The following is a 12984-nucleotide window of genomic DNA, read 5'->3' on the forward strand; positions in this document are numbered from 1 at the left end:
GCCATCTACGCCTGGTTCTGGTTGGGGCTGCGGAGCGCCTTGGTGCGCGCCAGAAGGGCACCCGGCGTCGCCCGGATCGCCTGACCGGTCCGGACCACGCCGTCGCTCGTGGCGCGTCGCAGCTCATAAGGTGTCTTGCCCGTGGCGAGCCGCCCGGCACCGCCCAGGCCGTATTCTCCGGTGTTGACGACGCCGCGGCGGGCCAGACCAGTAAGGCCGATGGCATTGGAGGCGACGGCGACCACGCCGCTGAGGTTCGCGGCGATGGAGGGAACGGCGGCCATGATGCCGGCACTCAAGATCAGGATCACGAGGAAGGGCAGGATGAGGCTGATGGTTTCGACGCTGTCGGGATCGGTCGAGGCGTCCCCGATGCTTTCGGCGATCGCGACGATAATGCCGGCGGCACCGGCGGCCGCGATGGGCATGAGCGCGTAGCCGATGGTGGCCCGGCTCCAGGCCTCGAAGAGCGACTGGGTCGGCTTGAAGAGGGAGGCCAGGATCATGAAGGGGGCGATCACGATCATTAGGGTGAAGACGATCTTGCCGAAGGCAATGATCCCGGCGGTGACGGCGGCAAAGACGGCCGAGAGGACGAAGAAGATCGCGCCGAGGACGGCGCCGAAGACCCAGCCCGCGCGATCGCCGATCGCGTCGCCATAGGCAGTGATGCGGTTCACCATCCTATCGAGGCTTTCATAGACACCGGCCTCGTCGCCGGATGCTGTGAGCGACAGGATGCGGGTCCCGATGGCATTCGGAACGTCCGTTGCGATTCCGTATATCACAGAGAAGTTGTCCCAACTCTGCGCGAAGAGGCCGACTAGGGCCACTTTGGTCCCAAAGGCAAATCCGCTGCCGAATGTCATCGGGCGAAGCTGCATCACCACATTGACTCCGAGCAGAACCAACAAGACGCCTGAACCGATGGAAACCACGTCGCCGATTTGGCTTGCAGCCTGGATGAACCCGGCTTCCGCAACGGAATCGATGGCGTCATCCACCTCGCTGAGTATGTCGCGAATGATTCCCATTATTCCGAGCAGACCTCTTGGAGCTCGACTTCCAGAGTGTCGGCTTGCCCTCGCAGAGCGATAACATCGAAGAGGAGTTTTGGGTTGTTAGACGTCTGGAACCGTTCATGCGCAACGACGGCGTCATCCCATGACACCGCATCGAACTGGCAGCCACAGGTGCGCGTCTCGATGGCCTGTTCCGCCGCGACGATACGTAAGATTTCTCGGTAGCCATTGCGGACAAGGGCAAAGGAATGCAGTTCGCGTGGCGGACGCGGTGCAACACAGGCCTCAACTGTTTCTTCAGGCTGGGCCATGGTTTCAAAGCTGCCGGAAGTCTGGGTAAAACCCGGCCCTGCAAAGGCTAGTAACATCCCAAGCGCGAGATCGATCCGTCTGATCATTCTTCCACCTCCATTTCGCGAAACTTGCGTTCGGCGGCGAGCGTCGCGGCATCGACCACGCCGAGCTGGCCGGCGCTGACGCCTTGGGCCGCTTCGAGCCGCCAGATCTGTGTGAGGATGATGCCGAGCTCGGCGGTCACGCGCGTGTTGAGATCGACCGCGGCCTTCAGCCCGTCCTGGTCGTCGATGAGCCCGACCATGGTCTCCAGGCGATCGAGGCTGGCGCCCGCTTCCTCGTGGGATTCCTGCGCGGCAACGGACAGCATCGCGCTGGCCCCGGCAGAGGTGGCAAGCCGGTTGTCGGCGGGTTCCGGTGAGCTTGAGAGCGTCGAGAGGTGTTCCTGGGTCAGGCCGGTTCCCGTCAGCGTCGCCTCGACCTGTTCGGAGAGATCGGAGCCGGGCTTGAACCCTGACAGGAAATCGCCGCTCGCCAGCGCCTGCAGGGTGTCGATCGGTGCGGTGAGCGAGCCCTTGAGCCGCTCGAACTCCTCGATGGTGGCAAAAAGTTCGCCGAGGGCGTTGCCGTCGATCAGCGAGCGCAGCTGGGCCTCGAGGTTCAGAAGCTGCGAAATCTGTGTCTCCAGTTCCTCGCGCATGGTCGCCAGCTGCTCGAGCTGTACGTTGAGGTCTTCCGCCATGTGCTCGATCTGCAGGACGAGCTGGCGCAATTGTTGTCCGTCGAAGGTCGGCACGCCCTGGGCGAGGCTCGGGGATGTGGTGAGAAGCAGCGCGGTTGCCGCGCCGAGCAAGAGCCGTTTCATTCGGGCACCTCCATGGCCATGAATTCCCTCTCCTCGATCCGGTCGACCGCGAGATGCTGGGCATATGCCGCCTCGCGGGTCTGGTTCGCGGCCATCAGGCGGACGCGGAGGGACAGGATGCGGGCGATCTCGACCCGCGCGTAGGTGTTGAGCTCGATCGCCGCCTTGACGTTCGGCTGTTCGTCGATCTGCCGGATGATCGCGGCCAGGCGGTTCACCACCTGCGCGGTGGTGGCATGGGCATCGGCCGCATAGTAGAGGCTCGCATCCGAGATGTTCGAATACTCGGCCAACGCCATGTCGGCCGGTGTCAGCGTGCCGAGCGCGTCCGCCCCGCCAACGACGGCGAGGTATTCGCCCATGAACTGCGAGATGTTGCGCACGTAACCTTGGGTCTCCGGGAAGGGCGGCACGCCGCCATACTCCATCACCCGGCCCGGCCCCGCGTTATAGGCGGCGAGCGCGTGGGGGACATTGCCGAAGGTACCCAACTGCGTGGCGATGTAGCGGGCGCCGCCCCGGAGATTATCCATGACATCGTAGCGGTCGACGCCCATGTCCGACGCGGTGCCGGGCATCAGCTGGGTCAGACCATAGGCGCCGACGGGGCTCTGGGCAGTGATGCTGAAACGGCTTTCCTGCTTGATGAGTGCCTGGAAGAGGCAGCGCCACTGGGTCGGGGACAGCCCGGCCCGAGCCACCCCCGGCGCACCGGCATACTCGCCCGCGACCCGGACGATCATCATCTCGATGGTCCCGCGGCCTTCACCGAAGAGGCGGCTGTCCATGGGGCTTGCATCCACGGGCGGATAGATCCCTGAGGCCGGGAAACTGGCATGAGTTTCGATTGATGCGATGTAGAAGCCCGGTCCGGTGATGGCCGCGGTCATCTCTTCGAGGACGCGAAGCTGCTCGGCCTGGACCCGGGCAAGCTCGTCACCTGTTGTGGCCGTGTCCCGCTGCACGCCCAGATCCTCGCCCAGAGAGCCGAGGAGCTTGACGAGCTGTTCTACGCGCATATTGTCTTGGGTCGGCACGCCCTGCGCAAGTGCGGGCGGCGCGAGACCGCAGAGCGCGGCGGATATGATCAGCCAGCGTCGCATCACTCCTGCATCACCGGCTCGAAGAGGCAGTCCTGGGCGGGATCTTCTGATTTGGAGGAGAAGCTGAGCGGTGTGGCCGCGTTGCGTGACACGACCGGATCGCCGTTCTGCCCGAAACAGGGGGAGGTCTTGTCGGTGTAGCGGGCGCAGCCGGAAAGACCGAGGGCGATGAGGATCAAGGGGATCAGGCGCATGCGTGTCTCCAGAACTCGGGGTTGGTTCGCCAGTCGGGTCCGACCTGCGCCTCGCCGGTCCGCCCACCCCCGAGGATCGGGAGCAGGTCCCCGAGGGCGGACAGATCGGCATCGACGAAAAGGCTTTCGCCGGCGGACCGGACGAGCGCGATCCGTTGACCGGCGGTGGGTTCGGTGAGGAGGACGGCTTCCTTTTCCGAGACGCGCAGGAACTCGTAATCCTCCGGCGTGGCCCGGTCGTTCGGAAAGAGAACTTGCGTGGGTACGGTCTCGACAATGGTCTTGCCCACGCGGGTGTCGCGGAGCTGGCTCGGGTATTGCGTCATCATCACGACGACGCAGTTCATCTTGCGGAGCGTGACGAGCCAGTTCTCGAGCCGTGCCCCGAAATAGGGATCGTCAAGCAGCTTCCAGGCCTCATCGAGAAAGATGATGGTGGGGCGGCGATCCTCGACCACGCGCTCGATCTGGCGGAAGATGTAGGAAAGCACCGCCATACGCTCGGTGGCCATGTCGAGGATCTCGGTCATGTCGAAGCCGACAATGTCGCCGTCGAGTGCGAGCGCCGGTTCGGCGGACGTGGCGGCGAAGACCCAACCGTAGCGCCCGCCCGGTGCCCATTCCGCAACCCGTGCCTGAAGCTCGCCGCCATCGTCGAGAGACCGGAACAGGGTCTCGAAGCTCTCGAAGGATTGCAGCGAGGCGCCCGCTTCGGCGTTCTGGCGCACCGCGCCCTGGATATGCCGGGATTGCTCGCCCGAGAGTGCCCCGTGGGTGGAAAGCAGCGTGCCGAGCCAGTCTGAGAGCCAGGCCCGGCCGCGTTCGTCGACCTCGGAAGCGAGCGGATTGAGACCGGTCGGAACGCCCGCGCGAACCTCGTGATAGGTGCCTCCGAGCGCACGCACCGCCATTTCGAGACCGCGGTCCTTGTCGAAGAAGAAAAGCCGCGTGCCGACCCGCTGTGACTGGGCGGCGAGGAAGGCGGTCGTCAGCGTCTTGCCGGTTCCGGTGCGACCAAGAACGAGGCTGTGCCCGACGGTGGGTTCCTTCGCCGCGTCGCCCGCCTCGTGAAAGTTGAAGCGGTAGCCGGAGGTGCCGACGCTCGGCAGAATCGTGATCGGCTCGCCCCAGGGGCTGTCCTTGCCGGAACGTCCCTCGACCGACCCGTGAAGGGCCGCGAAATCGGCGAAATTCACCGACGAGATCGGCGTGCGCCGCGCCCGATAGCCGAAGTTCCCCGGATGCTGCGCGAAATACGTGGCCTTGAGCGCCATCTTCTCGCGCACGATCACGGCCATGATTTCCTGGCCCGCTCGCTTGATCTGCGCCGCGGCGCGCTCGAGCATCTCGAGGCTCTCGGCATAGACTGCGATGGAGAGGTGATGATTGCCGAAGGCGATCCGGCCGGCCTCCTGGTCGTCGGCGGCGATGGCCAGTTGGTCCCGGAGCGACACGGCCGCATCATCCGAGGCGTGCATCTGCCGGATGATCCGCTGGATGCGTTCGGCCATGATGTTGGTCGGGATCGGCGTGAAGGAATTGGTCAGTACGATATCGAGCGGCAGGTCGAGCCCGTCGAGGAGCGTGACATCGGTCAGCGCGGGGTAGGATTTGATGCTGAAACCCGCGCCATAGCGGCGCTCACCCGTCACGCCATCGGTGACGATGATGGTGTCGCCCTCGAAGGTGGCCCGGATATCGGAGAGCGCATGCGAGAGGGGCAGGGCGCTCTGGCCGATGGCAATGGGCGCAAAGCGGCCCGAGTTGAGGGTGTTCAGGACCCCGAGCCATTCGCCGCCTTCGGTGGTGAGGCGCACTGGTCGGGCGGCGGCGAGCGCGACTTCGAAGAAGCCGGTGACCTCGTTCAGCTCCTGGAGCCGTGCGGCGCGATCCTTCACCCAGGCGCGGGTGGCAATGCTCCTGAGGATGGGAAGACGCGCCGCCAGCTCGGGCCGTCGCAGGATCGTGAGGTAGAGCTGTTTCTTCTTCGGCTGCAGGCCGGCGATGTGGTGCTGCCAGCGGCGGTCGATCTCGGCGGCAAACCCGTCCCCTTCGATGGGGCGCAGGCGCAGGTCCTGCGGCACGGAGATGCGATGGACATAGAAGCCGAAAAGATCGCCGGTCTGCGCGACGATCGCGGCGACGGCCCGGCGCAGGGCGTCGAGCTCGCCGTCCGGTGTCGTCATCGGGTTGAGGCCGTCGAGGCGGAGCGTCGCCATCAGATCGCCCTCGCGGGTGATCAGGGCATCCGGTGCCGCTACCGCGAAATAGGGCAGGTGCTCGGCATGGGTGCTTTCGCGCGAGAACGCGCGGCCATCGGCAGCGAGGAGGGCAGGGGCGGCGTGCCGGGTTCCGTCAAGCGCCATAGCTGTCGCCCCCGTGCAGCGCCCGGTTCTTCGTCGCGCGAACCGAGCCGTAGGACACCCGCAGCACTTCGAAGAAATGCGGCTCCTTGTCGGCGACGAACCAGAGCACCGGGTAGGTGATGATGCCGATCAGGAAAAAGACGAGCGACTTGGTCCAGATGAAGGGCAGAACGACCCCCATGGCCAGCATAACAAGGTAGCCAACAGGGAGGCCGAGATATTTGGGCGGCCTCGCAAGACCCAGGAACAAAGGGGATCGTTCTGCCATCAGCCTATCCCACCGATTGGAGCCAGAATGGTGAGATAAACATCAGGTGAATCCGTCAACGATGGTGCCGGCCGAGAAGATCAGCACGATCCCGATGATGACCGAGGCGAACCAGCCCCAGTTCAACCGCCCCATCATGCACATGAAGCCGGTGCCAATGACGGCGAGGGTCGCGACGGCAATCCCGATCGGTCCCGTAAGCGCGGCCTCGACGGTCTCCAGCATGTTCTGGATCGGCGAAAGGTCCTGGGCGAGGGCAGGTGATGAGGCGATTGTCAGCATCGAGATGATGGGTGACAGGTGTCGGCGGCGGGGAATTCTCATGCGCGGAAGTCCTCTGACTCTAGTTGAGGTTGATCACGACCGGGACGCGCGACTCAGCCCTGGTGGAGAGACGGATGACGGGCTGCCCGAATGGTTGCCCGGAAAGTCGGCGGCGGATGTTGTGGATGCGGGTGATGTAGCGGTGTGTCTCGGCGAAGGGCGGTACGCCATTGTAGTCGCGGACCCGATCAGGGCCGGCATTGTAGGCGGCCAGCGCGAGATCAATGTCCCGGAAGGTCGACAATTGCGCCAAGAGGTAGCGCGCGGCGCCCTCGAGGTTTTGTGCCGGATCGTTGCGATCAACGCCGAGGGCACGCGCTGTCGCCGACATGAGTTGCCCGAGACCGTAGGCGCCCTTGGGGCTCGTTGCGGTCGGATCATAGGCGCTTTCTGCTTCGATCATGGCCCGGAACAGGATGTGCCACGCGGCGGGCGTCAGCCCGACCGCCGTCAGGGCGCGGTTCCCGGTGTGTCGGTCGGACGTGGCACGGATCGCGGCGAGTATGCTGGCGCGATCAGCCCGGACCGGCAATTCCAGCGACGCCGTCTGTGGCTCATCGCGGTCTCGGTCGTGGAAGGTCCAGTTCGAGGTCCTGACGCTGCCCTCAGTCCCGATCACCATCAGGTCCGCCATCGCCGCCTTCGGCGTTGCGGATATCGAGATCGAGAGTGACAGGACGACCGTCACCAAAATTGGTGTGGTGATTGACGAGCCCCGGCCAGAGCGCGAAGTGACGCACCTTGGGTCCGTGTTTCTGAACCTTGGCAGCGACCAGGATGAGTTCCTCATCCCCGACGCTATAGATGCACTGGTATAGCGGCTTGCCATCACCTGTGCCCCCTACGAGCTCATACCGACAGGTGAAGTCCACCTTCCTCTGAATGAGGTCCTTCACACCATCCAGTGTGATCAGACTCAGGTGTCTTGCGATCGGCATGGTCTCTCCTTTTGAGAGACCTTCTTACATGATGCAAACATCACGAAAAGCATAGATAGAGTCAATATATATAAAACGTAGAAAATAGAAAAATGTGGAATACTTGTAAAATCGCTGTTATATTGAGCTCGTTTCCAACCAATTCCAGCAAACTCCTGGGAGAAACAGATGCGTATTCTCGTCCTCCGCCTGATCCTGTCCATCCTGACATTGCCGATCTTTGCCAAAGTCGCGCGCGCCTATGATATGGATTGTGCGATCATGCTCTGTATGGCGGGAGGGTTTCCACCAGGCGCGGTCTGCTCTGCGGCCTATGCCGAAATGATCCGGCGGATCACACCCTGGCCGGTGCGCCCGCCCTTTGGGATCTGCACCTATGCCGCCATGCCGGTCCAAACTGGCGGGCCGGGTGGGAAAGGGGAAGTAGATATCTCCACCCCGGATTATGGCTGGCTCAGGCGCACGCGCGTGTTGTGGTTTCGCGGCGCATCGTACAAGGATGACTCTGGGCCGCAAAAATGGGATTGGTCCATTCACTCTTGCGACTTTGAGAACGACAATTGTCATGTTTTGTTCCAGGTCTTCAGATCGAGAACGCCATGGCCCGTCGGTTTTGTGAGCGAGAACGGCCAGACGATCCCTTATCCCGATACGGAGGGCCGCCTCGTGCCTTTCCATCGCGCGGTGATGGTCGAGTTTGGCGACCATGCGGGCGTAATGGGTCATTCGGCGTGGTTTGCCTATTGACCGCGTGCTGTGTCTTCATCTTGCAGGCACTGTATTTCGATCTCTGCATCATCAATGGTCTCGGGATCCACAAACCACAGGCGGACCACCCGCCCCGAGTTCCAAAGATAGTCCCGCCAGACAGCTTGGGGTGCCGACGCGTCCTGCATCACGGCTTCGGCGACAGGCCGTGCGAATAGAAGCTTCTCACCCATAGTTCAGAGCCTGACAGGGCGTCTTGCCGATGACGCCTGGCCGATCCCGAACGTGCTGCGTGCGCGCCACTAGGTGAGCGCTTTTGTCATGGCCCGTGTGAGCCGGGCCTTGATCTTCAGAACGCTTATGCACGTGAGGGATGGTCACGTGCCACGCCCTCGCGATTTGTGGTGGTGATCACCGTACAGGACAGGGCAGGCAAAGGCCTGGAAACGTCCATCCCGGTTGCCACAGATCGGACCGATGGTCCTGGGTGTAAATCCCATGGATCGCGCCATCTTCTGAAACCCGACCGGGCCAAGGAACAGGCAATGTTCGGCCGTCTGCGTTGCAAGATACGCGTTCGCCGCTCGCAACACGGCTGCCCCGGCGCCGGGCGTGCCATCGGTGACAAGACGGGTGAGTTCCCAGACGCCGCTATCGACAGGCGGGACATCCGTACAAAGATCAAATGGCAATCCATCGAGCAGGCCACGACAGGCATCCCGGATCATGTAGGAGAACATGGCATGACCTGCCGCACCGGCCACATTGTCCGTGCGGATCAGTCGCGCCCCGCCAACAACTGTATCCGTGGCGTGCTTGAGCGCAACGACATAGATGGTATCGGGTCGGTCGTATTGATCGAGATCGGATTGCCCAGAGATCCAGACCTTCCAGCCCTTGCCTAAGGCGAAGATGCGTTTCCTGAGATCCATGAACTGCCCGATCAAGCGCATATCCGAGGAGAAGGCCGCGCGCGGGGCGAAGAGTTCTCGTGGCATCTGAGCGACCACGCAGCGGAGGGTGTCTTCTGACGGGTTTTCCGGCAATACCGTTTGTGCGTGTATCATGATCTGCTCCTGCATTCGGTATGCCCATGAGCCACACGCCAGGAAGGCAGGTCTAGGAAAATAGCTCAATCTTTGATAGAAACTGACCTGGGGCCAGAAACCCAAGGTTTGGTCAGACCCGTGGTCGGCGCAGACCTGACTTGAGGTCAGGTTCGGTAAGTGGTGAGTGGAGGAATCGGTTTTGGAGATTTACGAAAAGGGCATACAACAGGACCCCGAGGCCCTAGAGACAACGAATGCTGTCGCCAAGGCCTTTGCGCCTTACCGGGCTGATATCGAGGAGATCGCGATCTCCGGATACAGCATCCTCGTGAACGTGAATGTGCGCGGCTACGAGTATTTTGAAAGCACCTACCCACCGGCCTGGCAGGACGAATATGAAAAGCGGCGTTACTATGCCTTTGACCCTGTCCTGGTTTGGGCGCTCTTCTCCACCGGAGACAAACAGTGGTCCGAAGTGCCCATCCCCGACCTGCGCCGGTTCATGAATTCCGCAAAGAAACATGGTCTGGTTTATGGGGCGGCCTTCAGCCGAAAAACCGGCGCCAATAGATCGCTGGTCAGTGTGTCGCGCCCTGACCGGGAATTGCTGCCGCAAGAGATGCTGTTCCTGTCCGGGCTGGCAACCGAGTTCTTCGAATCTTTGGAAGATGAGCGTGGGTTGTCGAAAGGCGAGATCGCCGTGTTGCAGTGCCTGTCAGAAGACATGAAAGTCAAAGAGGCGTCAGAGCATCTGGGCATATCTGAATCGGCGGCCAAGGAAAGGCTGGCCTCCGCACGACGCAAGGTCGGGTGCAAGACGAACTATCAATTAGTGGCCACGGCGCTAAGGAAGAATTTGATTAGGTAGTCAGGCAAGATGTGATGGCGGTCTCAGGCCGATGATTGGGCGCAGAAGCATCGCTAAACAACTGCCGCACAGACATTTTTGACCAGTCGGCTTATAATGAAATGACCGTCGTCAGGGTTTCTATCTCATCGTCACTCCTTGGCGGTTACGATGAGCCAGAGACCCTCTCTTTTCAATTCAGCATAAACTGTCCCATTGGCGCTGACGTCAGACAGTCAGGCACAGGCTTATGCTAGATGAGGTGGGGTGAATTGATTCTGATCGTCTAAAAACCCTGCATAAGCATGTCGATTGCGGTCGTGACTTTCTCAAATTCAGTGTCGAGGTTTCCAATGGAAGTCTTAAGAATGCCGGTTGGCACTGCCGCCATGAACTGCGTGACCATCACGACCGGCCCACCATCGAATTCGAAAATCGGGTTGAGCCTGGTTGCCGGTTTCGGTGCGCTCGATGGTGGCAGCAAAGGCACGACAACGCGGGTATTCAGATCACTCAGCAGGTCGGTTTGAACATCCAAAAGATAACCGTCTCCGGACGGATTGGGAAATACGTCATACTTGGGCATCAGAACTGACGATAACGATCGAGCGGTAAACCACGCTTCTCAACGTATGAGTTAGAACTCCGAATTGCGGCGGCATTCTCAGCTGTCCACTGTTCCGCTTTAGCTGCAGCAACAGCACTCCGAATTCCGTTCTCAGCCGCTCGAGATAGATTCACCTTCAATGCTTTGGCTTCTGTAAGCAAAGTTACGTCCAGGGACAGATTTGTAGGCTTTCGAGTATGAGAATTCATGAATCCACCTCCTAAGAGGAGGTTACACCTTGGGTAAATGCGCGTCAATCATGCGCATAGATTATGCGCGCGTATAATGAAGTTTATGTTAACCAACTGGCGCCCTGAGCCGCTAAAACATTACGATTTGATAATGCCCCGGCAAGGGCAGTGCCACCGTACCAAAGTTACTCCTTTGCGAAAGGAGCGACCATGTTCAGAACTTTCGGATTGCTCTTGGGTCTCGCAACTGCTGTAGTTCTTTTGTTTATGGTTTCGAACAGATGCTGTCTTCTGCGAAGGCATCTGATTGAAAGCTACTCTACCTTTCACTTGCCCAGGCGATTGCCGCCTTCATTTCCGCCGGGTCGAACTAACGGAGTTCTGCCGTGGTCAGCACGTCGGCGAACCTGGTTCCCCACTCCAACAAAGCCCCTTCGCCCACCACAGCGACGCGGCGGAAGTCATTCCTATGGGCTGTGTCGATTTTCAGATCTTCGAGCAGAGCGGACGGCCCATCGTAGCCTTCGAACCTCGTGAGATCGAGAACCAGGCCGGGCTTACTTGTCTCTTGCAGGCGCTCATGAAGCAGGGCGTGCATCCGTTTCAGGTCGCTTTCGCTGAGCTTGCCCTCGCAGGCGAGGCCAATCGTGTCGTCATGAGCTGTCAGTGTCTCGGTGAACATGGTTTTCCTCCTCTTTTTCCGGTTTGCCGTGACCGTAAAGGTCAGCGTTTTCGTGTGCGCGGTCTTCGTGCTCAAATTCCAGACTCGAATGACCGATGCTGAAATCGTCCTTCAGCCGGTCCTTGATCGCGGCCTTGATCTTTTCGATTTGACCCCAGCCGTCCGCTGTCAGCACGACGTGGCAGTCCAGAGCCGCCTCGTGCTCCTGCATCTGCCACAGATGCACGTGATGAACGTCCGCGACACCATCCACACCCCGCATCGCCTGAACGACGGTTTCATTATCGATGTCCGGTGGACTGCCGAGCATCAGCGTCCGAATCGGACCGCCGATCTCGGTAAATGCGAGGTAGAGGATGTAGAGAGCGATGCCGATGGTGATCGCCGGGTCGACCCACCGCATGTTGTAGAGGAGGATGAGCGAGCCGCCGATGATGACCGCCACGGAGGCCAAAGCGTCCGATAGGTTGTGCAGGAAGAGCGCACGGATGTTCACGCTGCCTTTCTGCATCGAATAGGTGAGCAGCGCCGTCAACGTGTCGACGACCAGTGCCACACCGCCCAGGATCACCACCGTCCAGCCCTGTACCTCTGGTGGGTCGATCATGCGCATGCCACCCTCGTAGATCAGGTAGAAGCCGATCAGGATAAGTGTCGTGTAGTTGATGAGCGCTGCGACGATTTCTACCCGCCCATAGCCGAAGGTCATGCGCTTGTCCGCCGGGCGGCGAGCGATCTTACGCGCGAAGAAGGCGATCACCAGCGACGCCATGTCCGAGAAATTGTGGAGGGCATCCGCGATCAGCGCGAGGCTGCCGGAAAGGATCCCGCCGACGATCTGCGCGACCGTCAGGAGGCCGTTGGCCCAGATGGCGATGGAGACGCGACGATCACCGGATTGAGGATCGATGTGGGCGTGGCCGTGATCATGCGGCACGGTTCGTCTCCTCATGGCGGTGGTTCGGCCGATCGAATCCGGGGACCGGCGGCAAGATTCCGCGGCGGATGCGGCGAACCCTGGCATTCATCCAGTGACGGATGACGTGGCGATAGAGCAAGTCGCGCACAAATCCGAAGTTCTGGCGGTGATCGACCCATCCGTCGCCCAAGTCCACCTCTACCCAGGAGTGGAGGATTTCGGACGGCGCGAGGGGATAGACGAGTTCCGGAACGACGCCTCTCTGAAGCGCCTTGTGGATTGTGAACCCGTGCAGTCGGCAGCGAACTCCCACGCCACGCAGCAGGGCCATGAGGAGCGTGCCCTTGGTGTTGCACTGCCCGTGGCCATCTGCGAGGACCTCGGACGCCGGAATGTCGTCGGCGCGGTTGTAGCCGAAGGTAATCTCGTTCCTGACGAAATCGTAGATGGCCCCAATTCGGTCGTCGCTGGGAAGGTCTGCCCAGCCGCGCTCCTCGATCAGTTTTGCAATTGAGGTCGCGTCAAAATCCAGCAGCCGGGTTTTGGCCAAATGAGGGTCGGCGGGGTTCACGGGATACCTCCTCGAATCGTTCACGAGAATATGTAG

Annotated in this window: 19 protein-coding genes; 2 read left to right on the plus strand and 17 right to left on the minus strand. The window is 61.1% G+C overall.

Going from position 1 to position 12984, the window contains the following annotated elements; genetic code table 11:
• Positions 1-5: 5 nt before the first annotated feature.
• From MUY21_RS14715 to MUY21_RS14760, 10 genes are read right to left on the minus strand one after another with little or no spacing between them, the layout of a single operon-like run.
• Positions 6-1034 carry a type IV secretion system protein gene (locus MUY21_RS14715; RefSeq protein WP_248411092.1) on the minus strand — a complete coding sequence of 343 codons (1029 nt, stop codon included), beginning with the start codon at positions 1032-1034 and terminating at the stop codon, positions 6-8.
• A complete protein-coding gene (locus MUY21_RS14720) occupies positions 1034-1420 on the minus strand; it encodes a hypothetical protein (protein WP_248411093.1) in 387 nt (128 codons plus the stop codon). Before MUY21_RS14720 ends, MUY21_RS14715 begins: the two co-directional genes overlap by 1 nt.
• Positions 1417-2181, minus strand: a complete 765-nt coding sequence (locus MUY21_RS14725) for a type IV secretion system protein (RefSeq protein ID WP_248411094.1) — start codon at positions 2179-2181, stop codon at positions 1417-1419. The genes MUY21_RS14720 and MUY21_RS14725 overlap by 4 nt, the downstream gene beginning before the upstream one ends.
• The gene (locus tag MUY21_RS14730) at positions 2178-3284 is read right to left on the minus strand and encodes a lytic transglycosylase domain-containing protein (protein WP_248411095.1); all 1107 of its coding nucleotides are present in this window, start codon (positions 3282-3284) and stop codon (positions 2178-2180) included. Before MUY21_RS14730 ends, MUY21_RS14725 begins: the two co-directional genes overlap by 4 nt.
• On the minus strand, positions 3284-3478 hold the full coding sequence (locus MUY21_RS14735) for a hypothetical protein (RefSeq protein WP_248411096.1): 195 nt from the start codon (positions 3476-3478) through the stop codon (positions 3284-3286). Before MUY21_RS14735 ends, MUY21_RS14730 begins: the two co-directional genes overlap by 1 nt.
• Positions 3469-5844 (minus strand): type IV secretion system protein B4, encoded by a 2376-nt coding sequence (locus tag MUY21_RS14740; protein WP_248411097.1) that lies wholly within the window; start codon positions 5842-5844, stop codon positions 3469-3471. Before MUY21_RS14740 ends, MUY21_RS14735 begins: the two co-directional genes overlap by 10 nt.
• Positions 5834-6112 (minus strand): VirB3 family type IV secretion system protein, encoded by a 279-nt coding sequence (locus tag MUY21_RS14745; protein WP_248411098.1) that lies wholly within the window; start codon positions 6110-6112, stop codon positions 5834-5836. Before MUY21_RS14745 ends, MUY21_RS14740 begins: the two co-directional genes overlap by 11 nt.
• A 42-nt stretch (positions 6113-6154) precedes the next feature.
• The gene (locus MUY21_RS14750) at positions 6155-6436 is read right to left on the minus strand and encodes a TrbC/VirB2 family protein (RefSeq protein WP_248411099.1); all 282 of its coding nucleotides are present in this window, start codon (positions 6434-6436) and stop codon (positions 6155-6157) included.
• 19 nt (positions 6437-6455) lie between these two features.
• Positions 6456-7070 (minus strand): lytic transglycosylase domain-containing protein, encoded by a 615-nt coding sequence (locus tag MUY21_RS14755; protein ID WP_248411100.1) that lies wholly within the window; start codon positions 7068-7070, stop codon positions 6456-6458.
• Complete coding sequence (locus tag MUY21_RS14760) at positions 7042-7374, minus strand: hypothetical protein (protein WP_248411101.1); 333 nt, start codon at positions 7372-7374, stop codon at positions 7042-7044. Before MUY21_RS14760 ends, MUY21_RS14755 begins: the two co-directional genes overlap by 29 nt.
• Before the next feature lie 168 nt (positions 7375-7542).
• Between MUY21_RS14760 and MUY21_RS14765 the strand changes: the two genes are divergently transcribed.
• Positions 7543-8121 (plus strand): hypothetical protein, encoded by a 579-nt coding sequence (locus MUY21_RS14765; RefSeq protein WP_248411102.1) that lies wholly within the window; start codon positions 7543-7545, stop codon positions 8119-8121.
• On the opposite strand, the gene MUY21_RS14770 is transcribed toward MUY21_RS14765, so the two are convergent.
• Both MUY21_RS14770 and MUY21_RS14775 read right to left on the minus strand, forming a co-directional pair.
• On the minus strand, positions 8115-8315 hold the full coding sequence (locus tag MUY21_RS14770) for a hypothetical protein (RefSeq protein WP_248411103.1): 201 nt from the start codon (positions 8313-8315) through the stop codon (positions 8115-8117). The genes MUY21_RS14765 and MUY21_RS14770 overlap by 7 nt on opposite strands.
• Positions 8316-8459: 144 nt before the next feature.
• Positions 8460-9149, minus strand: a complete 690-nt coding sequence (locus MUY21_RS14775) for an acyl-homoserine-lactone synthase (RefSeq protein ID WP_248411104.1) — start codon at positions 9147-9149, stop codon at positions 8460-8462.
• Between the two features lie 181 nt (positions 9150-9330).
• Here MUY21_RS14775 and MUY21_RS14780 point away from each other — a divergent pair, with 181 nt between their 5' ends.
• On the plus strand, positions 9331-9999 hold the full coding sequence (locus MUY21_RS14780; protein WP_248411105.1) for a LuxR family transcriptional regulator: 669 nt from the start codon (positions 9331-9333) through the stop codon (positions 9997-9999).
• A gap of 265 nt (positions 10000-10264) precedes the next feature.
• On the opposite strand, the gene MUY21_RS14785 is transcribed toward MUY21_RS14780, so the two are convergent.
• The 5 genes from MUY21_RS14785 to MUY21_RS14805 all read right to left on the minus strand — a co-directional run bounded on the left by MUY21_RS14785 (position 10265) and on the right by MUY21_RS14805 (position 12948).
• Positions 10265-10564 (minus strand): CcdB family protein, encoded by a 300-nt coding sequence (locus MUY21_RS14785; protein WP_248411106.1) that lies wholly within the window; start codon positions 10562-10564, stop codon positions 10265-10267.
• Positions 10564-10794 carry a type II toxin-antitoxin system CcdA family antitoxin gene (locus MUY21_RS14790; protein ID WP_248411107.1) on the minus strand — a complete coding sequence of 77 codons (231 nt, stop codon included), beginning with the start codon at positions 10792-10794 and terminating at the stop codon, positions 10564-10566. The genes MUY21_RS14785 and MUY21_RS14790 overlap by 1 nt, the downstream gene beginning before the upstream one ends.
• A gap of 352 nt (positions 10795-11146) precedes the next feature.
• Positions 11147-11458, minus strand: coding sequence for an STAS/SEC14 domain-containing protein (locus tag MUY21_RS14795; RefSeq protein ID WP_007803481.1), 312 nt, complete (start codon positions 11456-11458; stop codon positions 11147-11149).
• Entirely contained in the window at positions 11430-12395 is a 966-nt protein-coding gene (locus MUY21_RS14800; RefSeq protein WP_007803480.1) for a cation diffusion facilitator family transporter, read from the minus strand. Before MUY21_RS14800 ends, MUY21_RS14795 begins: the two co-directional genes overlap by 29 nt.
• The gene (locus MUY21_RS14805) at positions 12385-12948 is read right to left on the minus strand and encodes a transglutaminase-like domain-containing protein (protein WP_248411108.1); all 564 of its coding nucleotides are present in this window, start codon (positions 12946-12948) and stop codon (positions 12385-12387) included. The genes MUY21_RS14800 and MUY21_RS14805 overlap by 11 nt, the downstream gene beginning before the upstream one ends.
• Between the last annotated feature and the right edge of the window lie 36 nt (positions 12949-12984).

The organism is Aliiroseovarius sp. S2029, assembly GCF_023195575.1.
GTDB classification, from domain to species: domain Bacteria; phylum Pseudomonadota; class Alphaproteobacteria; order Rhodobacterales; family Rhodobacteraceae; genus Aliiroseovarius; species Aliiroseovarius zhejiangensis.